The sequence below is a fragment of the Flagellimonas ulvae genome, assembly GCF_049333175.1.
Lineage (GTDB): Bacteria > Bacteroidota > Bacteroidia > Flavobacteriales > Flavobacteriaceae > Flagellimonas.
The window spans coordinates 3,277,378-3,301,173 of record NZ_CP186325.1 but is presented as its reverse complement, the minus strand read 5'-3'; the positions used below and the strand labels follow the sequence as shown (position 1 = coordinate 3,301,173).

Here is a 23,796-nt window from a genome sequence, read left to right as displayed (position 1 = left end):
CAAACTGGCCTGCATTGTCTCGTATATGTTTTTCAAAATTGTCCATTACAATTCGCTTATGATTTCAACTAATTTTTTCTTCGCCCTATGATATTGGGATTTTGATGTACTTGTCGATATATTCAAAATCTCTCCAATCTCCACATGGTCATACCCTTCTATTAAATAAAGGTTAATGATTTGTTTATAACCATCAGGTAGTTTGGCAATACCCTTTTTTACCTTTTGGATATCCATTTTATCAACTTCAACTGGTTCATCCTCTGCCAAATGAAACTCATGCACTTCCATAGGCACCACAGCAATTCTTTTTGCCCTTAGATGGTTAATACTCTTATTGATTACGATGCGTTTGAGCCACGCCCCAAAACTGCTTTCGTACTTAAACCTTTCAAGGTTTCTAAATGCATCAACAAAACTGTCTTGAATGATATCCTCTGCATCCTCCTTGTTTCCTAAAAAACGATATCCCACATTGTACATGGCATCCACATAAAGCGAATAGAGCTCATACTGCGAACCGGGAATGCCCTTCTTGCATTCTTCTACCAAGTTTTGATGTGTAAAACGGACGTCGGTTTCCAAAAGTTTAGGTTGATGCTTGCTGTGTTAAAGACAATATCAAAAGTAAAGGGTTGCATTCTATTGAATATAATTTTCAAAAAAATGATTTTTCAAAAAAGAATTCTAAACGATGCAACCCTCACTTTTCTCTTCTGTCTCTAGCTGTGAAAATTATTTGCAACCATAAATCATCAAAAAAAATGAACAGCAAAAAATCTTTAGACCCGATTAGCAAAACCATAGTTTGGCTTTTGTGGATCTACTTTATGGGTTGTGCACTGGCAACCGCCCAAACCAGCCATACAATTAGTGGCACAATTACCGACGGAAGCAACGGGGAAACCCTATTTGGTGCTTCGGTGTTTCTTACCGGTACAACAATCGGAGGAATAACCAATGAGTACGGATTCTATTCCATCACTGCTCCTGAAGGCGAATACGTTTTGAATATTTCCTACATAGGGTATACTGATGTAAACATTACCATCAACTTAAACCAGGACATTAATCAAGATGTGGAAATAGTAGAGTTTTCCACAGAACTGGATGAAGTAGTGGTGACGGCCGAAGAACCCGAAAGGGCTATCCTTCGTAAGCCAGAAATGAGCGTGGTAAAAATGAATGTGGGTACCGTAAAAAAGATGCCCGTTGTACTGGGTGAAATAGACATCCTCAAATCGTTACAGATGCTACCAGGGGTAACCAATAATGGTGAAGGAACCGGTGGTTTTCATGTGCGTGGAGGAGCTCAGGATCAAAATTTGGTCTTGTTGGACGAAGCAATCATCTATAATACTTCCCACATGTTCGGTTTCTTTTCGGTCTTCAATGCAGACGCAATTAAAGACATGAAACTGTATAAAGGGGGGATTCCAGCACGCTTTGGGGGTCGAGTATCCTCGGTACTGGATATTCGTCAAAAAGACGGAAACAGTAAAAACTTCGCACTTACGGGGGGAATTGGATTAATCTCCAGTAGACTTACTGCAGAAGGACCCATTTTTGGGGATAGAGGTTCTTTCTTGGTAGCAGGAAGAAGGTCTTATGTCGATTTGATTTTGAAGGCCGCTGGCGAGGACAATAGTGTTTCGTTCTACGACTTGAACTTAAAAACGAATTATAGCATCAATCGAAACAATAAATTGTTCCTATCGGGGTACTTTGGTCGTGATGCCTTTAATTTCAGCAACAACTTTGAAAACAGCTATGGCAATGCTTCCGGAAACTTACGGTGGAACCATATTTTCAATGATAAGTTATTTTCGAATTTATCTCTTATTGCCAGTAGGTATGACTATGATCTAAACTTTGACCAAGATGAATTTGAGTGGGTTTCCTCTATAACCAATTATAATCTGAAATACGATCTTAAATATTATTTAAGTGATCGCTTTTCGTTGGATTTTGGTGTAAATGGAATTTATTATGATTTTGACCCGGGACAGGTGCAGCCAACAGCGCCAACTTCGCCAGTAAACCCCCTTACTTTAGACCAAAAAAGGGCATTTGAAAGTGGGGTTTATGTAAGTGCGGAACATAAACTCACGGATAAGTTGACCGCACAATATGGTCTTAGGTATAGTGCTTTTTCCAGATTGGGCGGGCAGCCTATAACTCAGTATGCCAACGGACAGCCCGTTGTTTATAATCCCACTTTGGGCATTTATCAGCGTGGAGTGGCCATTGGGGAAACTGATTTCTCCAAAAGCGAAACCATAAAGAGCTTTGGCAACTTTGAACCTAGAGTATCATTGGCGTATTTACTTGATGAAGACTCTTCCCTAAAAGCAGGATTTTCAAGGGCAGCACAATACATTCATCTATTGAGCAATACGTCATCCGTTACCCCATTGGATGTATGGACACCCAGTGGCCCTTTTATAGAACCCCAGTTATCCAATCAGTATGCTTTAGGCTACTTCCGAAATTTTATGGATAAGCGCTACTCTTTGGAAGTAGAGACATACTACAAAACAGTGGATAATCGCATTGATTACATTGATGGGTCAGAGCTTATTGGTCAGAATACCATAGAAACTGAAATCTTAAATGGGGAAATGCGGGCCTATGGACTAGAGGTTTTATTACGAAAGAACGAAGGTGATTTTACCGGGTGGATAGCCTATACGCTCTCAAAATCGGAGCAGCGCACCCCAGGAGGAATTGCAGGGGGACCTGGAATCAATAATGGTGATTGGTACAACACGTTTTTTGACAGGACACATGATATCTCCATATCCGGGGCGTACCGATTAAATGATTCATGGAGTTTTGGGACAAACTTGGTATTTCAAACCGGCAGACCTGTAACCTATCCCAATGGACAGTATCAGTACGAAGACCTGTCAATTGCCAGTTACGCTGCCAGAAATTCAGACCGCTTACCTGCGTACCATCGAATGGATGTATCGGTCAATTACGTTCCAAAAAAATATAGAAGCAAACGCTTTAAAGGGGAATGGGTTCTAAGCGTCTATAACTTATATAACCGAAGAAATGCAGCTGCCATTTCATTTGGCCAAAATTTGGAAACAGGTGCCAATGAAGCAACCCGGACTGCAATTTTCGGCATAGTACCATCAATTACCTACAACTTTAAATTCTAACACATGAAAACCATACTAAAAATCATTTCAATAGTTATTATAGCAATGTCCTGTTCTTGTACAGATGTAGTGGATGTAGAAGTTCAGGATGGACCTATCCGATTGGTAGTGGAAGCCTCTTTGGATTGGGAAAAAGGCACCACGGGAAATGTTCAGAGCATTAGACTACGAACTTCCACTCCTTTCTTTGATACCACCTCCACAACAGATGTAGTTGGTGCTTCGGTAACGGTTACAAACGATTCCAGCAACGAAGAATTTGTTTTTGAAGATCAGAACAATGGGGAATACCAGACCACAAGTTTCGTACCTGTTTTGGGACAATCCTATACATTACAAATTGAATATAACGGAGAAATATATCGTGCCACAGAAACCATGACCCCGGTAACAGAAATCACCCGTGTCTTCCAAGATCGTATTGATGGGTTTGATGATGAGGAATTGGAAGTGCATGTTGTATTCACGGATCCCATGGAGGAGGGCAATAACTATCTATTTAGATTCCAGCGCCGTGGAGATTTATTACCAGAATTGGAGGTGGCCGAAGACGAATTTGTTAATGGCAATGAGATTGACTGGTGGTACGAAATCGATGAAGACGAGGACCAAAACATTCTACCATTTATGCCCGGCGATATTGTTGACATAGAGATGTATGGTATCTCAAGGGATTACTATGATTACATCAAAATTCTTATTTCACAGTTAGGTGGTGTAGGCCTGTTTGAGGCAACTCCCGTTGCTGTAAGAGGGAATTGTATTAATGAAACAAATCCTGAGAATTACGCATTTGGATATTTCCGTTTAACCGAGGTGGACAAAACCAGTTACACTTTTGTTGAAGACTAGTTTAGGTTGGTTTTTTGCTTGTGAGATGCCGGGTTCCCATGGGACTCGGCATTTCTATTAGTATAAAAAGTAGTGGTAAATTCTGGCAACTAATCTAGCTTGATAATAATAAACTCAGACCTTCTATTCACATCATGTTCTTCATTTGAACATCTTACCCCATTACCGCAGCCATTTAAGAGTAGTTTTTCTCCATAACCAATGGCACTTTCAATACGGTTCGCCTCAATTCCCTGGGAGATAATGTAATTGCCGGTAGATTTAGCTCTTCGGTCAGATAGTTTCTCGTTGTACCTATCACTTCCTCTTGAATCTGTGTGAGCCTCTATCTTGATGACCATTTTAGGATATTCCTTCATTACCTCAACAATCTTGTTCAACTCTTGAGCGGCATCGGGTCGAATATCGGCTTTGTTCAAATCAAAATAAATATTGTCAATCTTGATTTTTAGAACGCCATTTTCATTGACGATCAATTTATTAAGCTCCTTTTCTATTTCCATAGGAACGGTATTGACATAATCCGTTTCGCTGGTAGTACTGAAGTTCTCCTCGTTTGGGATAAACCCTTCTTTGCTGATTTTTAAGGTGTAGCTAATTTCACAATCCAAAATCACATCAAAACCAAAAGCGCCATACGGGTCTGTTGTTGTCTTCGCTAAAGAGGTTCCGTCCAACGCAAAAAGCTCCACTTGAGTATTTACCACTGGTTGCGCATTGGATTTACGTACCACACTGCCTTTTACCGTTTGAACACAGATTTCTTCCAAACGTTGAAATGAATAAATATCGTCATCACCTTTTCCTCCTTCACGATTCGATGAAAAATACCCTCTGTTGGTTTCCTCTCGTACAATGAAGCCAAAATCATCCCGATTGCTATTTATAGGCTGCCCTAAATTCTTGGGATTCTGAAAAGTTTCATTTTCCAATTCACTTTCAAATACATCAAGTCCTCCCAGTCCTAGATGGCCATCAGATGCAAAATAGATTTTTTCTTCAGTAACGAAAGGGAACATCTCCCGTCCGCTGGTGTTGATTGTTGGCCCTAAATTTTTGGGTTTTGAGTAATTGCCATCCCTATCAATTTCGACCACAAAAATATCTGTCCCCCCAATACTTCCGGGCATGTCAGAAACAAAGTATAGAAAGCGTCCATCTGGGCTTAAAGCGGGTTGCCCCACTGAATAGTTTTCGCTGTTGAAAGGTACTTCTTCTGCTTCCGTCCATTCCCCCCCTCTGAGCTCGGACTTATACATTTTTAGGTGATTGGTTCCTTCTTCGTCCCTACCCAATTCACTTTGCGTATAATTGTTTCTGGTAAAATACAAGATGTTTCCCTCGGGGATAAAACTGGCGACAGCTTCGTGGTATCGTGTGTTCAAGATTGGAGAAAATGGAATTACCTCTGCCAAATCCGAACCTAAATCGACCGTATCTGCCATAAAGAAATCTAGATAGGGTTGTTGGTTCCATTCATAAACACGGGTTTCGTATCTTAATGAATCCCTACTTGATGAAAACACAATCTTATCCTTATAGTAAGCGGGACCGAAATCTGCTACTGGAGTATTTATAGCCAGATTTGAAATATAAAACTGCGGTTGTCGATTAAGCAATTCATCCAATTTCTCATCATTGTCTTTTAATTGCTCTACTGTGAATTCAGAAGTATCCAGTTTTTTGGTATAAATCTTCATTATGGCTTTGGCCAATCTGTAATTTCCTACTCCTTTCAGTGCGTGTACATAGCGAAATGCATATTTCGGTTCCAGCACATTTTCATATTTGGAAAATAAAAGCCCGTACCATTTTACTGCATTTTCCATGTCGGTGTTGAAATAATAGGAATCCGCAAGTCGTTGCAGCACATGTTGCGAATCATCTCCTTTGCTTGCCAAACTTTCATATTGTTTTGCTGCCCTCACATAAAGAAGATTTTCAAAATTAGTGTCCGCATCATTATACTTCAGCTGGCCCTTGGCACCAAGAACCATCAAAATACACGTAAGAAACAGTATGTCTTTAGATACTTTCATATTAATAGAATCTTGGAGATTTAAGTCGCTTTTCCACAGTCTTGAACTCATATCGAAGAAAAACTTCGTGTGTTCCACTTGTGAAGTCACCCAAATCCGAAGTAGTTAAGTCATACGCATAACCCAGACTTAAATCTGGTGAAATCTGAACTCCCAACAGTGCTGAGAAAGAATCATCCCATCTGTAGGCAACACCCAAGTTAAAAGTCTCCTTAAGCAAGGCATTGGCTGAAATATCAGCAATAACTGGTGCTCCTGGAACCCACTTCACAAAAAAGGCAGGTTTAAACTTAATGTCAGGAGTTAAATCAATAATTTTTCCTCCAATTAAAAAATAGTGCAGTCTTTCCGTTGCAATTTCTTGCTCCGCACCATCATAATGTTCTTCAGAAAAAAAGTTGGGAACGGCGAGTCCCAAATAGGATGATGTTGTATGATAATATACCCCTGCTCCCACTGTTGGAAAAAACTTGTTTTCAATATTGTTTTGAAAGGCCACATCAGGATTCTGAATGGTTCCTTCATTAAAATCCACATTGAAAAGTCTTCCTCCTGCTTTCAGTCCAAACGATAACTTACGATTGTCATCATCCAACCTGATGGTATAGGAGAAGTTTCCATCTACAAAAGCTTCTGAAGATGGACCCAAAGCATCATGCGAAAGTACCAATCCCAAACCTACATTGTTTCCCATTGGTCCATCAACAGCCAATACCTGAGTAGTAGGAGCCCCATTTATGCCAACCCATTGCGAACGATGCATCAAAAGTGCCGTTAAATGACCCCTTGACCCCGCGTAAGCTGGGTTTACACTTAATGTATTGTACATATATTGCGTAAACTGAGGGTCTTGCTGAGCGTACACTCCCAAAGTACCAAGAGTGAGTAGGAAAAGGCATATATTTTGAAAACTCTTTGTCATTTTTTGCTTGTTGTACATTTTTCCGAAACCCATTGCATCATCTATTTATGTATAACCAATCGGTTCTTGGTGCCGAACCATTTCCTAAATCAAGTATGTAGTAATATGTTCCCACAGGTAGTTGCTGGCCTTTTTGGACCGTGGCCCGACCATTGGACGTACCATCCCAATCATTATTATAGGAACGCTGTTCAAATACAATGTTGCCCCATCGGTTATATACTTTAAGCACATTGTTTGGATATCTAGAGATACAGTCTATGGTAAAAGTCTCGTTGACACCATCGCCATTGGGTGAAAACTCATTGTATACTGTCAAGCAAGAAGGCTCAACAAAGGCCTCGGCCCTATTGTTTCCTTCATCTATATCGAATTGATCCACAAATGATAAGCTTACAACGTTGAGATAGTCATCCTCATCCAAGACTTCCACAGTCAAAACTAGGTTCACCACTTCGGATGGGGCCAGCTGAGGAATCTCCCAAAATCCGGAAGATTCATCATAAATTCCAACTCCCGCTTGTGAAGAAATCAATTGATACCCTAAAGGAAGTGCTTCTTCAATGCCAATATTGGTTGCCGTAGAGTTTCCTTGGTTTACTAAAGTAATTGTAAACGTAACTTCATCTCCAATCGTTGGTGTTCCATTGTCCACGGTTTTAGAGAGCGCAATATCTACAGTTTGTGGAGTCACCTGAACAGTATCTTCATCATCATCTGGAATGCCATCATTCAAATCGTCCTGGTCCAAGCTAGTATTTGGATTACTATCTGGGTCAGCAAAATCACTTGAAGTGATTTCGGCCACGTTCAAATATTCTCCAGTATTTCCTGTAGGCGAGTTGACAACCGCAAAGATTATTAGCGTCTCCGTAGTACCATTGGGTATTGATCCATTAATAGACCATAATCCTGAAGAAGGTTGATAAATACCAGCTGTTGCCACTGCAGATTGATAGGTAAATCCTTCGGCAAGTAAGTCCGTTACAACTACTCCAGAGGCATCACTTGCTCCACTGTTGGTTAAATTCAATGTAAATTCAACCACATCCCCAACATTGGGTGTTTGGTTATTGACATCTTTGGTAAGCGATAGATCTGCCTGTCCATTAGGTATGGGAACAACAGTATCTTGATCATCTTCTGAGACTAGATTGTTATCTGGAGTGGAATCGGGATCAAACGTATCCATAGCAATAAGCTCGGCAGTGTTTGCATAATCACCACTTTGTAGTACCGTTGCTGTTATCTGCAGGGTCTCACTAGTACCATTTGTTAAACTGGCCAAAGCCCATGCCCCTGTAAGATTATCGTAACTTCCTACGGATGGAGTCGCCGACACAAATGCATACCCAGAAGCTAAAATATCTTCAATAACCAAATTAGTGGCATCATTGGGACCTGCATTGTTTACGGTAATTGTAAATACTATCTGATCACCCACAGAGGGTGTTAGGTCATTGACCGTTTTTGAAACAGAAACATCGGTCAATATTCGCGGAGAGGTTGATTGCTCATCTTGATCATCTTCAGAAAGTACATTGTTTCCTGGAAAAGAATCTGGATCTCGTTCAATTACTGAAACTACTTCTGCAACGTTTAAATAGTTCCCTGTGGGGTTTACCTGAGCAGTTATGTTCAAGATGGATATACCACCACCGATTACGGTTCCGATATTCCATTCACCTGTGGTGGAGTTATAGCTCCCTCCTGAATCATCCGAGACATAAGTATATCCAGAGGGCAATACATCTGAAACTTGTACACCCGTGGCATCACTTGGTCCATCATTGGTAAGGGTCAAAGTAAAAACTATATTCTCCAAAACATCAGGAAACTCATTGTCTACAGTTTTTTGTAAACTTAAATCTGCTGAAGGCAAGGGAGTTGTTCCTGCAATATCTTGGTCATCTTCACCAATTACGTTGTTGTTCGGTGTAGAGTTAGGATCAAGATTATCAGAAGCAAAAACCTCAGCAACGTTAAAATAGTCTCCTGTTGGATTTACCAAGGCCGTAATATTTAAAGTCTCGGTAGTTCCATTCGGAATACCTCCATTCAGTTCCCAAATACCGCTTACGGGATTGTACACCCCAGCAGTTCTTGAGTTGGAAACATAGGTGTATCCTGAAGGAAGAAGATCTAGAACCTCAACTCCACTTACGTCGCTTGGTCCATCATTGCTGATACTAATGTTGAAGACCACCTCTTCACCCACAAAGGGGCTTAGATTATCCACAGATTTTCGCAATACCAAATCAGATACCAAAACGGGAACAGGATTTATGGTTTGTTGATCATCTTCTGTGTCATCGTTGTTCGCGGGCTGCGAATCAATATCCATTTCGTTTAAATCTGTCAACTCAGCGGTATTGGTATAATCTCCACTAGTGAGCACATTGGCAGTAATGACAATAGTTTCCGTTACTCCATCGGCAAGATTACCCACCGTCCAAGAACCATTCAACGGTTCATAAACTCCTATGGTTGGCACAGCACTTACAAAATCGTACCCAGAGGCTAAGAAATCAGTAACTACAACATTGGTTGCATCACTTGGGCCATCATTGGTCACCGATACTGTAAAAACAATTGGATCACCCACATTGGGAGTCAAATCATCTGCAGTTTTGGTCACCGACACATCTACTATCTGAACTGGATTCACTGTACTTTCATCCTGATCATCCTCCATTAAGATTCCATTATTAGGCGTAGAATCGGAATCGACCTGATCTTGCGCCGTAATTTCAGCGATATTGGTGTACACACCTGTAGTATTTACGGTTGCTGTGATATTCAGTAAAGTGCTGGTACCGCTAGCAAGGTTTCCAACAGTCCAGACTCCGGTTGTGTTTATATAGGTGCCTGCGCCATCGTCTGAAACATAGGTAAATCCAGAGGGTAATTGATCAGTTACCAAAACGTTGGTTGCATCACTTGGGCCATCATTGGTAACAGTGATTGTGAAAACCACATTGGTGTTCACATTAGGATTAATATCATCAACCGTTTTCGTTAATGAAAGGTCAACAACCGAAACTGGGTTTACAACTATATCGTCTTGATCATCCTCTGAGGACACACCATTACTTGGTGTCGAATCGATATCGAAACCATCTGAAGCGATAACCTGCGAGGTATTCGTATAAAGGCCAGAAGCATTGACCAATACATCAATAATCAAAGTTTCTGAAGTTCCGTTGGCCACTGTGCCTACCTGCCAAATTCCAGTTGTTTCATCATACACACCTGCTGTAGCGCTGTAGAGTACAAAATCAAACCCTGAAAGCAGTTGGTCAACCACCTGAACATTGGTAGCATCGTCCGGACCACTATTGGTTACTGTTATTTCAAAACTGATTTCTTCGCCCACGTTAGGGGTAAGATCATTGTCCACCACAATTTTGGTCAAAGACAAGTCCGACTGCTGAGGCGCTGCGGTGATGACATCCTCATCATCCTCGCTTTGATCACCATCATCATTATTTGGACTACTGTCACTATCAAATTGGTCAGATGCAGTTACTTGAGCTATGTGAGTGAATTCGTTTGCAGCTCCGGTAGGGGTCAAAACAGTAGCATTAAAAGTGAGTGTAGTTGTGTTTGTACCAACTGGCACATTAAGATTCGTCCAAGAAATGGTGTTAGTAGCAAAGCTGAAAGTACCGCCATTGCTTATACCTGTAATACTTCCATACCCCGGAGGAACCAAATCTGCGACGGAAACTCCAGAAGCATCATCCGCACCCAAGTTGCTAAGGTTTATGCTAAATGTTACCACGTCCCCAACATCTGGATTCGGATTGCTTGCTATCAATTCCAACTCTAAATCGACAACTTGGGGGTTAATTTCAAAGAAATCTTCATCATCCTCATCTTGGTCTCCATCATCGTTTGCCGGACTACTATTGGGGTCCAATTGATCAACCGCTGTTATTTGAGAAGTATTTCGGTATTCATTCACAGTACCTGTAGGCTCATTTACGATAACCTGATAAGAAACTGTTATTGAACCCACAGCCAAGTTTGCAATATTCCAATTTATGGTATTTCCAGTAGCAATTCCTCCATTATTGATAGCTCCAATGTTAAAACCAGAAGGGACTATATCTTGAATTGTAATGTTTGTTGCTGAATCGGGACCGGTATTATTTACTGTTAACTCAAAAGTCAGAATATCCCCAACATTAGGAGTGGTACTTGAACCAGTGCCTAAATCTTTTGATAGGCTTAAGTCTGCTGAATTTAAAGTAAGCTGAGCCGAATCTTGGTCATCTTCTGCTTCCAATCCATTGTCAACCGTAGAGTCTATGTCAAAAATATCGTTGGCTGTGATTTCAGCGGTATTGTTATAATTCCCAGTGGGATTAACGGTAGCGTCAAACGTAAGGCTTAAAGTAGAGCCATTGGTTATTGATAGATTTGACCATGTCAGAGATAAATCCCCCAAATTGAAAACACCGCCGTTGTTGACCGTTCCCGGAACTAGAGAAAAGCCGGAGGGAATAACGTCCCTAACCGTAACCCCCGTTGCATCGGAAGCGGTAGAAGCATCATTATTAAACACATCAATGGTGAATGTTACCGTATCTCCTGGGTTTGCGGAGGTCGGTGTAACGGTTTTCGTCAACTCTAAATCTACACCCAATAGTGATACTTGTACAATATCATTATCTACTGGGCATATTCCGTTGGAAACCTCCCATTGAAATTCATAGGTTCCTGAAGTCGCTCCGAAAACTTCGGTATTTGGATTGTTTTCATCAACAAAACCAACAGTTGTTGGACCTGAAACTTGTGTCCAAGTTCCTATCCCGGCCGCTGGAGGAACTGCGTCTAGAATCACCGAAGTAAATTGATTCAAGGTTTGGTCTGGACCGGCATCTGCAGCTCCAGGGTCTTCATAATTTATTACTTCAATCGTATCCTCTAATGAACATCCTCCATTGACAACAGTCCATGTAAATTCATAAGTTCCGGCCTGTAAGCCGTCAATTACGGTTGCTGGGTTGGAGTCATCCACAATATTAGGTGCTACACCAGGCGCTCCACCAAAACCTGGACCAGCAGTCTGAGTCCATGTTCCTGTTCCAATAGCAATAACAGCTGCATTCATAGTTACTTGTGTAGCCGCACATAGTTCTTGGTCTGGCCCAGCATCCGCAGCAGATGGAGGGATTGCCGTAAACGTTACTTCAACGGTGTCTAAGGTTGGGTCACAAGCAGAAGGGGCATTGGGGAAAGTCACTGCATCATACCCTACAGTCCATGTCAATTCATAGGTTCCCGGAGCGGTCACACCTGAAATTGTTGAGGTGGGTGAATTTGGATTGTCAATAGTCAAAGTTTCACCTACTGGGGTATTGGTCAGCGTCCAAGTCCCAATTCCAGATGTTGGAACAACTGCATCCAATTGAGCTTCTAGTTGACATGCATTGGTTTGGTCTGACCCAGCATCTGCAGTCGATGGGATATCAAAAACCTCAATCCTTACTACATCTGATGTGGTAGAACAGTTGCCAGAAGCAAAATTCCATTCTAAGATATACACCCCGGCAACCGATAATCCAGAAAGTGTGCTGGCTGGATCATTTGGGCTATCTATTACCGCTACACTTCCCGCAGGTTGTTCCGATATTCTCCATTCTGCCGTATCCACATCTACTGGAGGGGCATTACCTGCCAAAGTGGTTTGGTCTGCAACCACTAAATCTCCTCGACATAAAATTTGATTTAGACCAGCATCTGGAGGAACAGAGGGAGCCGTACTTGAGGTTACTGTTACTTCGTCAAAAGTATTGCCACATCCTGAAGCTCCAGGATAATTTGTTGTAAATCGAAAAACATAGGTGTTTCCTGGAGTAATGCTTACTTCCGCGACATTACTATCCACAGGGTTTTGTGTAATTACGGCATTGGGTCCAGTAGTTGAAATTTGGGTCCATGTTCCCGTAGAGCCAAAAGTAGCCTCCAACAGAAAGTTACTTACCTCACAAAGGTCTAAATCCGGTCCCGCATCCGCAGGCACGAAAACGTCTACTGTTTTATCTGCAAACGTCACAGGACAGTTAATATCCCCGGCTATGGTCCATCTGAATACATAAGTGCCTGAAACAAGACCTGATACAGTCGCATTAGGCGCATTTACATTGGAAAAAGTAGGAGTGTTTGGAGCTCCAGAGAGCAACGTCCAAAAGCCTGTTTCCACATTGCTATCAAAAGGATTACCGTCCAAAGTGACTGAAGTCGCAGAGCAAATGGTTTCCGTAGGACTAGTCACTGTGGATGTAGTTGGAGGAATTCCAACATCTAAAATAACCGTATCGGTGTCTGACGAACAGGAACCGTTGGTTGCTGTCCATTCAAAAATATATTGCCCTGAAAACGTAAATGTGATCTGTGTGGTAGGGTTTGAAATATCATTAATTGTTACACCTCCGGGGCCTGAAATTTGAGCCCAAGAACCACTGCTACCAACAGAGGCAGAGGCATCCATGTTGAACGTATCGTTACAATCTGCTTGATCTGGGCCTGCATTGGCAACTGCATCTGGGCCCACAGTAATCTCTACGTCATCCGTTGTGGATTGACATCCTGGAGCAATTTTCGAAATCGTCCATGTAAGAATATAACTTTGTTCCGTATTAATGGTCACATCAGTATCGAATTGATTGGGGTCATCAAAAGTGATTCCTGTAGCAGGATTTGAAGTCCATGTTCCAATTTCATCCGCAGCGGGTTGATTTGCAGCCAACGTGACAACTCCTGTTCCCGTAGACAAACATTGGTCAGGTCCGGCATCAGCAAGTGTAGGCCCAGCTGTAGCATTTGTAGTAATCGTTACCGTGCTTGAGCCAGGGGGAGGGCATGTGTTATCACCTGGGTTCTCAATTGTCCAGCGCAAAATATAGGTTTCATTAGGGTCGTCAAATCCTGAGACTATAGTATTGGGGTCATTGACATCATCAAAAAGAATAGTTGCTCCGGCTGGCGCCGTATCAACGCTCCAAGTACCTACTAAGTTAGTAGTTGGAGGATCATCGGCATTCAATACTGTTGGCGCACCAAAACATATGGTTTGGTCCAAACCTGCATTGGCTGCAATCGGGGTGTTTGAGGAAACCGCAATCTCAACCGTCGCTTCGGCAGCTGGTGCACAGCTGTTACCTCCTGTCACTGCATATTGAAAAACATAGGTCCCTGGTATTAAATTTGAAATGTTGGTTGTTTGAGCAAAAGGATCTGCTACCGTAGCTTGATTTGGGCCACTTACCTGAGACCATAAAGAACTTCCAGTAGTAACAGCATTACCAGTAATATCTGTAGTGGTAATATCACAGAACAAAGTTTGATTTGTTCCTGCATTAGCAGCAGTAGGATTAAGAGATATTGTCACGTTGATGGCATCCGTGGCCACATCGCAACCCGTTTGAATCGTGCCGTTCAAAGCTCTTCTAAAAAGCACTGTATAGGTTCCCTCAACATCGAAATTTATATTCACTGGAGAACTGCCAGTCCCGCTAAACGTATTGGGGTCAACCAATGTAGAACCCGAAGGTCCGCTAACTATACTAAAAGTATTGGTGCCGTTACCTGTAGTTGTAAAAGGGATATCCACACTGGTTAATCCGCAGGCAGCTATTATGTCAGTTCCGCCGTTTGCCGTTATCGAAACGGGATTGGTAGAATACCTAACAACAGCGGTATCTGTGTCATCGCATCCGGTTATTGCATTTGTAATGGTATAAGAAAACCGATATGTACTGCTTCCATCCAGACCTGTTATCTGGGTAGTACTACTGTTCGGATTCAAAATACTGGCTACCGGTCCTTCAGTTTGTATCCACTGAACCGTTTCACCAGTAAATTGGGGTTGTGATCCTATTAAAGTAGCAGTAGTTATTCCAGAATCACAAAATCTAATGTTATCTTCTTGAATGCTTGCTGTGGAAATATCCTGGGTTGCCGGATCAACATTAATGGTAACCGTATCACTTCCATTGACACATGGCCCGGCAACTGACCATCTAAAAACATAAGATCCCTCAATAAGATTGGAGATATTGGTGTTGTTGCTATTTACATTAGCAATAATTGGAGTACTTGGTCCGCTTACAAACGACCATGTGCCCACTTGTCCATTGATATTGTTTCCGCCAAAACTACCCGCCAGACTTGTTGATTGGGTCACCGTGTAACAATTATCCAGATTTTGAGTGGGGCCGGCATCTACGACCGCTTCTCCTCCATAATTTGTAACAGTAATGGTTGAAATCGATTCACAAAATTCTCCGGGTGCATAATCCGGTCCTGTAATGGTCCATTGTAAAGTTGTTACACCCGCATTGGTTTCTGATAAGGTCAAAGCGGTATTGGGATTGTTTGGTGTAGCTATGGAAACTCCAGCATTGTTGGGACCTATGATGCTCCACTGGGCGGTCTCACCTGCATTGAGTGGAGTGTTGGCATTTGTGGTAAGTGTTCCTGAGCTGTCTGGACAAGATTCGATATTATCTCCCGCATCTGCCGCGGTAATCGGCTGAACTGTAATTTCTACATCTTGAAATTGTGTAGAATTGTCTGTACATACGGTGCTCAATCGAAAAATATACGTATTGCCTCCCACCAAACCTGAAACTGATGTATTGACATTAGAAGGGTCATCAATAATTACCGAAGGGCCACCTACTTGAGACCATACAGGTCCACTTTGAACCAAACCTGCAACAGAACCTGACAGATTGAACGTGCCGATGTTTTCGCAAATTGTCTCCGGAATACCGGCATTTACTGAACAGTTTTGGGCATATGAACTTTGGCAAAAAAGGAGGAAAAAGGAGGTGCTTAAAAGAAATGAAACACTTCCCTTTTTAAGGTTGGTCAGCAATATGTTCATGTTCAAAAAGATGAGGTTCCTTAAATGTAAGAATAATCTAACGTAGTAGGAAATATTAACTAATTAGAATATATGTTGTATTTCATCGATCATTTGTTGTGAATGGTCGATTAATCGATGGGTATGTTTGATAAAACTATGTGGAAGAAATAATCAACAAGAACCGTCATAAACCGTATATTTCTTAAAAAAAATTCATATTATGGCACTTGAATACAGTCTTTAAGCAATATTAAATGGGTTAAAATGAAAGCATTTGGTAAATCAACTATTAGAATTTCCTGGTTTGTTTTCGTCCTTGGTTTCGTAGCAAGTTATGCCCAGGACAAATCTGCGATTACCATAACTTTTCCAATAAGTTCCACTGTTTGGGAAACCAAGGAGCCAGCCGAATTACAATGGAAGACTCAAAACATAGATACTTCCAAATCCATTCGTTTCTTTTTGTTACGAAATAAAACCGTGGTCCAAGAATTGGGTAGGTTCAAAAATAGCGGTGGTGCCCAAGGAATCAAGCTTGCCAAAAATGTGGGTTCTGGTGACAATTATCAGGTAATGGCCATTGAACTGTTTCCAAACAATAAAGAACAAATCGCAAAATACGCCAGTCCATTTTTTTCAATAAGGAATAAGGAGTCCGATTTGCGGAAAAAACAGTTTGAATTGGCCAAAAGCAACTCAACTCCTGCCAAGCCTCAAAAGAGGAACACACGAAAGCAACCTATTTCTAATCCTCCACTTCCGAAAGAGTTTGAAGGTCGGCGAATCTCTTATGTAAAAAACCTCACCTTTGACAGTGAACGCTTAAAGGTTAAAGTGTGGGACCACCAGGAAGAGGATGGTGACATTGTTTCCATATACCTTAATGGAGATCTTGTGCTATCCAAACATCTGTTGACCAATGACCATCAAGAATTTGATATTGAGTTGAATTCAGAAAAACCAAATGACTTTTTATTATATGCCCATAACTTAGGAGAAGTATCTCCCAATACCGTTTCTGTAGAGATAACGAGTGATAAAAAATCAGAAACTATGACCTTGAATTCCTACTTAAGAAGTTGTGAGGCAGTTTTGATCAGTGTAAAAAAATAAACCTCAACAATCACTTTGATGAAAGTTGAGGCTTTTTGTACCTTGGGTGGGAATCGAACCCACACTCTCGAAAGAACTGGATTTTGAATCCAGTGAATTTATACCTAAAAACCACTAACTTCATTTATAATTAACTGTTTATAAATTGTTTAATGATTTAAGATGTTATTTGATATGCTTTAAAATTTAAATTTGTTGTACCTATGTTGTACCTAAATTGATTAATTTTATATTGTAAAAATATCTGCATATGGCCTCAAACGCGAAAATAGTTCTCAGAAAAAAATCGAATAAAGAAGGGCTATATCCACTTGCTATAAGGATAACAAAAAATCGTCGTTCCAATTATCATTATATAGGTCACTATATAGAACTGAAGGATTGGGATGAAAAAAATATTAGGGTAAGAAAATCTCATCCAAATCATAAAAGACTGAATAGTTTGCTAGCAACAAAGCTCTCTGAAGCCAACAAAGCACTTATAGATTTACAATCCGACAAGAAAGACTTATCCGCTACTCAAATTAAACAGAAGCTCTATAAATCTTCACTATCAACTTCTTTTTTTGAAGTGGCTGAGGAATTTTTAAACGAATTGGAAGCCGACAATAAAATAGCTCGTCTATCTGCGGATAAAGCTCGTGTTAACCATGTCTTGAGTTTTTCAAAGAATAAACAGCTTACTTTTCAAGAAATTGATGAACAGTTTCTTAGAAGATTTAGGAGTTATCTCAGAAATAAAAGAAACGTATCCGAAAGGTCTGTTATCAATAACTTTGTGGTAGTCAGAACTCTTTACAACAGAGCTATAAAATTGGGTATTGTAGACAAGAAGTTATATCCCTTTGGTTCTGATAAAATTCGAATTAAATTTCCGGAAGCTGAAAAGGTCGGTCTGGAAAAGGAAGAGGTAATTGCCCTAGAAACAGTTGAGGAACTTAACGAAAATCAGGTTCACTCCAGAAATGTCTGGCTTTTCAGCTTCTACTTTGCCGGTATAAGGGTGGCTGATGTATTAAAGATTAGGTGGAGCGATATTTATGATGGTAGACTTCATTACAGAATGGATAAAAACTCAAAACTTCTTTCTTTAAAAATTCCAAATAAAGCGTATAGCATTTTGGACCAATACTCAAAAAGCAAGAATCATGATGATGATTTTGTCTTTCCCGAAATGAAAAAAGCTGATTTCAAAAACCCCAAAGACGTTTATAACAAAGTAAAGACAGCCACTAAAAAATTCAACAAATACTTAGAACAAGTAGCTGAAAAAGCTGAGATTACAAAAAAGGTAACTATGCATATTGCTCGCCATAGTTTCGGAAACATTTCTGAAGATAAAATTCCCATTAAAATGCTTCAAAAGCTTTATAGGCATTCGTCAATAACAACAACCATAAATTATCAAGCCAACTTTATTCATAAGGACACGGATGAGGCATTGGAAAACGTGGTTAATTTTTAACCTTAAGCTAATTGCATTAAGACCACAGTAAAGTCAATGTTCTATACTGTTTAAAATCATAACATGATTTGTATCCATAACCTCAGAAATAAATCTATCGATAATTAAGTCAATCATCAATTGCTTGATATACAAATTGCCTCATTTTATTTGCATAATATTCGCTATACGGCCAAACCTGGGTCATCAAAATAGAAATTAACTCCTCTTCCGGGTCAATAAGAAAGTAGGTGCAAAATGCGCCTCCCCAATAAAATTGACCTTTTAACCCTACTATCCCGCTCTGGGTCACATCTTCCACAACTCCAAAGCCAAGGCCAAATCCTCTACCTGGTGCAATTTCCATATTCCGCAGATGATTCATGGCCATCAGTTCCACTGTTTTTCCGCTTAGTAATCGTTTCCCTTGAAACTCACCCCCATTGAAAAGCATCTGACAGAACTTCATGTAGTCACTGGTTGTGGAAAAAAGACCATTTACCCCTGTGAACACCTTATTATCATTTGGGCTGGGCTGAAAATCTGATTTAGTTAGCTTATTTTCTTGATTATACGTATGCAATTGAACAATCCGTTTGAATTTGGATTTTGGTAGGTTATAGCCCGTATCGTCCATCCCCAAGGGAACGAATATCCGTTCAGTCAAGAATCGCTCTGTACTCATTCCCGAAAACTTTTCGATAAGAACTGATAACACATCAGTTGCAGCACTATAGCGCCATTGGGTTGCCGGTTCATTGGCCAAAGGAATGGTCAAAAAATGGGAAACTTTTTCTTCTATGTTGGCATATTCTTTTTCAAAAAGCTCAGCCCTAAGCTGTTGGTCATACTTACTGGCACCTAAACCATGGGAAAAGCCAGCAGTATGGGTAAGCAATTGTGCAATAGTGATTTCTCCTTCCCAAGGTTCGGATTCGCCGTCAATGCCTTCTTCCATATCTTTAATCACCCGAAGGGCTTTAAAACCTTCAAGGTATTTCGATACAGGGTCAGTCAATAGAAAGTGGCCTTCTTCATAGAGCATCATTATACCCGCAGAAATGATGGGTTTGGTCATGGACTGTATGAAAAAAATATTATCAATATCCATTGGGGATTTATTGGAGATATCACTGAAACCAAAAGCCTCATTGTGAATGATTTCATCTTTTCTCATCACAAAGGAAACAGCTCCAGGTATTCTCCCATTCGATATTTCATCTTTTAGGAAACGGTCATATCGCTTAAACCTTTCTGTTGAAACCCCAATCTGAGAATCGCCTGAAAGCTCAATATTGCCCGATTGGCAATAACCAGAGATAAATGAAAGGACAAAAACCAAAAGGCTTAAAACCCTTGGAATGAAATTCTTTTCTGATACTTTTTTCTCTTTACTTTTCATAGTTTGAAGTTATTTCATTGATTTATATAGTTACTACCTTGTTCCTAAAGGATTCCCTTATTAAGGCAAAAACCCCAACGGAAATCCACTATAATAGGTACTCAGAAACGGTCATTGGTTTATCCTTGACCGTTCGTCTTCCACACCACTTTTCACTTTCCCAAAATCAGATATTCTGTACTAACTACAATACTTGACCGTAAGATTTAATACACTTTGAACGAATTTCTACAGTTATTGACCTTTCATAACCTCTTATTGGGGTGCGGAACATCTAATATTGAGTAGTTAATTAATCCAGAAAACCAATGAGAATCAACTATAAAGACAAGATAAGAGCCATAAGTGTTCTCCTGACCATAGTGATAGTAAGTTGTAAACCTTCAATAATTACCGCTCAAAAATCTTTGCAAGGAATAAAGTCTTTTGAATTGTTGGGAAATGACATATATCCAGAAGGTATCTGTATCGATACGGAAAATGGCACTATTTATACAGGAAGCATCAATGGAAAGGGTATTCAGAAAACCCTTCATGGAAACACTAAGTATTTATTAAAGCCAAGTAACTCAGTTGTGTCTGACAATATTTTGGGGATGGCGGTAGATGACCCGAACAATAGGCTATGGGTATGTAGCAATAATCTTGGGGCTTTTTTTCAAAATCAATCTGGAGAACCGAAACTAAGCATATTGAATACAGATTCGGGCAAATTGATACGTAGTATTGAGAAGAAAGATTTCAGCCCAGATTTCAATCCTCTGTTTGGTGATGTGGTTACGGATTCGAAGGGAAATGCCTATGTTACCAACTTAGCCAGTACTGCAATAATAAAAGTATCAGATGACTTCTCAGAAATAGAGGTATGGGAGGATTTCCCGAAGGCACCGGATGGAAAATTTTACATCCTGAATGGGCTTGACGTTAGTGCTAATGGGGAAAATCTTATTGTTGCGACGTACAAGACCGGTTATGAGGGTGCCTTGGCAACATTGTTTAAGGTGAATACAAAAAACGGTGATATATCAGAAATTGATTGTAACGACAGTGTTGAAGATTTTAAAATAAATGGAATCGACGGGCTTGCCTTTGTGAATGATAGTACACTCGTAGGGGTTAGCGGAAATGGAAAATTACTCAGAATCTCCATGTCCAATAATCTAACAAAAGCTACCATTCAGGTCATCAGTACCGGAACCAAGGCAGAATCTATACTATTGGAGCCATCTACCGTTGCACTTTTTGACGGTAAATTATATACCACAAATTCTCAAGCAAACAGATTTTTTTCAGGTAAGCCTCCTTCTCTTCCGTTCATGATAATGGAAATACCTCTAGATATCATTGGGCTCAATCAATGATATTGACCTTATTTGACAAGTCGATGGCGTTTTTTTAAACGATTTTAGATATCCAAGAAAGCGTCGTTATTCTGACTAGTTTGGCCAACTGATAGCATTTACTAATTGAATTGTTGTGAACTGTATTTTCTATGGATTATCGACAGGTCCCTTGATCCGAATTGTGCGGCTGGTACTTGCCGCAACAATTCTCAATGCATGCGGTACACAAAAAATCGCAAAAGAGGTTAATGTCATTGTTTATAGTGACTTCTTTTATTCTCAAAAAAACTATGATTCGATAACCACGGAATTTCTGAAATCAGACTTGGTTGATAACCTGCAAATCGTAGGTAGGCCTATAAAAAAATCATATTTAACTTTCCAAATAGACACCATGGCTATCACTCGCTATGACCTAGCGATAGAAGCAGTTGATAAAAAAATTGATTCAATTCGGGAAAAATCAATTGAAGAAATAAGTCAAGCGTGGGTAGCCAGCAAATCTGGCCAAAGAATTCCATTAAGTGTAATTTCCAAGGTTTATGCGACATGGAATTATTACAGGCCTGATATTTATCTGCCCGAGCCTTCTTCCTTCAAATACCAAGATAGAAAAGCTATAAAAATCAAACTCTACACTAAAAAAAGAAACACAAGGAAATTAAGAGCTTTTGCATCAAAAAAAGTAATGGAATTTCTCAACACTGCTAAAGCCTCATATGATGAATTTGAGATACTAAATGAATCCTTCAAACAATAACATGAAGCAATCATATGAAAAAAGTATTTATTGGCTACACGTGCTATCTACTTACCCATTTAATTTCCTAAGTGCCCGATTTAAGCTTCTTATGGAAACTCCGAAGTAGCTGGCAAGGTCTTGCTTATGTATTTTGGACCTTGCATTTTCATCAAATTGAGACAAACTACTTAATTTCTCCTCGAGTGTATGCAGTTGATTGTAAGAATGCCGAGTCCCTTTATAATAAATCTTAGAAGTCAATGCATTTATATAAAGCCTGTTTAGCTTCTTATCCTTTTCTATCAATTTTAAAAACTTTTCGTGTTTAATTTTAAAAACCTCAATATCTGTGATGGCTTCCACCGCACAAAGACTAGTGCTACCATTAACGATTTCTAGCTCACCGAAGAGCTCACCAGTACCGAAAAACTCTTGCACAAATTCCTTTCCACTCTCTTCTATTAAAAAACACTTTATCAATCCTTCAATCATGATATAAATGTTTTTCACTCTAGAACCTTGTTCAATGACTTTATCCGAGGCTGTATAACCAATTCTTACAAAGTCTGAATTCTTGTCCTTTGTTACATCAATTATATACTCTTTAAGTTCAATATTTGTTCTGATCATTGGATACGGGACATATGTCCTAGCTTTGAAATTAATGCCATCATTTCTTTGCATAAAGTTAATATTTAGAGTGATGTCATCAACCATTTTCAAAACTGAGTTCATTCTTATTTGTTTCAGCTCGCTTTTTTTTTCAGCAAGCTATAACATGTTGATTTCTGAACTTCCTTCCTATTTAAGTGAACTTGGGGGTGCTGAATACAAGGGTCTTATAATCTCATTGTTTACTCTTACTGCTGGTGTCTCAAGACCTTTTAGCGGCAGGCTGACCGACACCATTGGCCGAAAGCCTGTAATTTTCATTGGTGCAATGGTCTGTATCATTTGTGGGCTGCTATACCCAATTATGGGAACAGTATTGAGCTTCTTTGTTTTACGTTTTTTCCATGGCTTTTCAACTGGATTTAGCCCAACAGGATATGCTGCTTACGTTTCTGATATAAGTCCTAAGGAAAGAATGGGTGAAGCCATGGGAATTCAAAGTATATTTTTTGTCACCGGCCTTGCCCTCGGACCGGCCCTTGGAAGTTTTATAAAGCTGAATAGTAGTTATAATCTGTTGTTCTATTCATCTGTAACAATGGCACTACTTTCAATAATTCATATTCTAGGAATTCGAGAAACAAAGAGTATTTCAAATTCTTTTAAATTTAAGAGCCTTTACCTAAAACCGAAAGATATCTTTGACATAAGGGTATTTAAGCCCGCAATGGTTACTTTTTTAGTTTACATGCAATTTGGTGTCGTTCTTACCATCGTGCCCGACTGGAGCGATTATTTATCTATTGGCAACAAGGGAGCTTTTTTTATTTTCTTTACCTTATCATCAATAATAATTCGTTTATTCTCCGGAAAACTATCCGATATTCATGGACGATTAAAAGTTCTGAATTGGGGTCTGATACTTTTAGCTATCGCTATGTCCATCATAGGTTTTTTCCACACAGCTTATGGTTTATTTATTGGAGCACTCATATACGGTGCCGCCATGGGAACTCTTACACCATCCTTAAGTGCATGGACCATAGATTTAAGCTCTCCCGATGCTAAGGGCAGAGCAATTTCAACCATGTTTATAGCATTAGAGGTCGGTATAGGTCTTGGTGCACTAGTTTCAGGTTGGTATTTTCATGATGAAATTAAAAACATCCCAATAATTTTCATCTGGAGTGCCATACTGGCCCTCTTCACAATAGCCTACTGCGCATGGTTAAGAAATACCCTAAAATCTATCTAGTAAAGGCAGGCTTTGTTCCTA

Annotated in this window: 12 protein-coding genes and 1 pseudogene; 7 read left to right on the top strand and 6 right to left on the bottom strand. The window is 40.0% G+C overall.

Going from position 1 to position 23,796, the window contains the following annotated elements:
• Positions 1-45 precede the first annotated feature (45 nt).
• Positions 46-498: pseudogene (locus ACOKFD_RS15315) on the bottom strand (RNA polymerase sigma factor); the annotation flags it as partial.
• 266 nt (positions 499-764) lie between these two features.
• Between ACOKFD_RS15315 and ACOKFD_RS15310 the strand changes: the two are divergent.
• The gene (locus tag ACOKFD_RS15310; protein ID WP_422858715.1) at positions 765-3,170 is read left to right on the top strand and encodes a TonB-dependent receptor; all 2,406 of its coding nucleotides are present in this window, start codon (positions 765-767) and stop codon (positions 3,168-3,170) included.
• Positions 3,171-3,173: 3 nt separating this feature from the next.
• Positions 3,174-4,022 carry a DUF4249 family protein gene (locus ACOKFD_RS15305; RefSeq protein ID WP_422858714.1) on the top strand — a complete coding sequence of 283 codons (849 nt, stop codon included), beginning with the start codon at positions 3,174-3,176 and terminating at the stop codon, positions 4,020-4,022.
• Between the two features lie 89 nt (positions 4,023-4,111).
• Here the strand turns inward: ACOKFD_RS15305 and ACOKFD_RS15300 are convergent, their stop codons facing one another.
• Genes ACOKFD_RS15300 through ACOKFD_RS15290 form a run of 3 tightly spaced genes read right to left on the bottom strand, consistent with a single transcriptional unit; the run spans position 4,112 to position 15,882 of the window.
• A complete protein-coding gene (locus tag ACOKFD_RS15300; protein ID WP_422858713.1) occupies positions 4,112-6,061 on the bottom strand; it encodes an OmpA family protein in 1,950 nt (649 codons plus the stop codon).
• Between the two features lies 1 nt (position 6,062).
• Positions 6,063-6,983 (bottom strand): PorP/SprF family type IX secretion system membrane protein, encoded by a 921-nt coding sequence (locus ACOKFD_RS15295; protein ID WP_422858712.1) that lies wholly within the window; start codon positions 6,981-6,983, stop codon positions 6,063-6,065.
• 37 nt (positions 6,984-7,020) lie between these two features.
• Positions 7,021-15,882, bottom strand: coding sequence for a PKD domain-containing protein (locus ACOKFD_RS15290; protein ID WP_422858711.1), 8,862 nt, complete (start codon positions 15,880-15,882; stop codon positions 7,021-7,023).
• A 246-nt stretch (positions 15,883-16,128) separates the two neighbouring features.
• On the opposite strand from ACOKFD_RS15290, the gene ACOKFD_RS15285 reads away from it, so the two are divergent.
• Entirely contained in the window at positions 16,129-16,977 is an 849-nt protein-coding gene (locus tag ACOKFD_RS15285) for a hypothetical protein (RefSeq protein ID WP_422858710.1), read from the top strand.
• 250 nt (positions 16,978-17,227) lie between these two features.
• Positions 17,228-18,442, top strand: coding sequence for a phage integrase SAM-like domain-containing protein (locus tag ACOKFD_RS15280; protein ID WP_422858709.1), 1,215 nt, complete (start codon positions 17,228-17,230; stop codon positions 18,440-18,442).
• Positions 18,443-18,551: 109 nt separating this feature from the next.
• Here the strand turns inward: ACOKFD_RS15280 and ACOKFD_RS15275 are convergent, their stop codons facing one another.
• A complete protein-coding gene (locus ACOKFD_RS15275) occupies positions 18,552-19,823 on the bottom strand; it encodes a serine hydrolase domain-containing protein (RefSeq protein ID WP_422858708.1) in 1,272 nt (423 codons plus the stop codon).
• A 308-nt stretch (positions 19,824-20,131) separates the two neighbouring features.
• Here ACOKFD_RS15275 and ACOKFD_RS15270 point away from each other — a divergent pair, with 308 nt between their 5' ends.
• Both ACOKFD_RS15270 and ACOKFD_RS15265 read left to right on the top strand, forming a co-directional pair.
• Positions 20,132-21,184 carry a hypothetical protein gene (locus ACOKFD_RS15270; RefSeq protein ID WP_422858707.1) on the top strand — a complete coding sequence of 351 codons (1,053 nt, stop codon included), beginning with the start codon at positions 20,132-20,134 and terminating at the stop codon, positions 21,182-21,184.
• A gap of 115 nt (positions 21,185-21,299) precedes the next feature.
• Positions 21,300-21,926, top strand: coding sequence for a hypothetical protein (locus ACOKFD_RS15265; protein WP_422858706.1), 627 nt, complete (start codon positions 21,300-21,302; stop codon positions 21,924-21,926).
• 51 nt (positions 21,927-21,977) lie between these two features.
• Here the strand turns inward: ACOKFD_RS15265 and ACOKFD_RS15260 are convergent, their stop codons facing one another.
• Positions 21,978-22,643 (bottom strand): Crp/Fnr family transcriptional regulator, encoded by a 666-nt coding sequence (locus ACOKFD_RS15260; protein WP_422858705.1) that lies wholly within the window; start codon positions 22,641-22,643, stop codon positions 21,978-21,980.
• Here ACOKFD_RS15260 and ACOKFD_RS15255 point away from each other — a divergent pair.
• On the top strand, positions 22,573-23,775 hold the full coding sequence (locus ACOKFD_RS15255) for an MFS transporter (protein WP_422858704.1): 1,203 nt from the start codon (positions 22,573-22,575) through the stop codon (positions 23,773-23,775). The genes ACOKFD_RS15260 and ACOKFD_RS15255 overlap by 71 nt on opposite strands.
• The last annotated feature ends 21 nt before the right edge of the window (positions 23,776-23,796 follow it).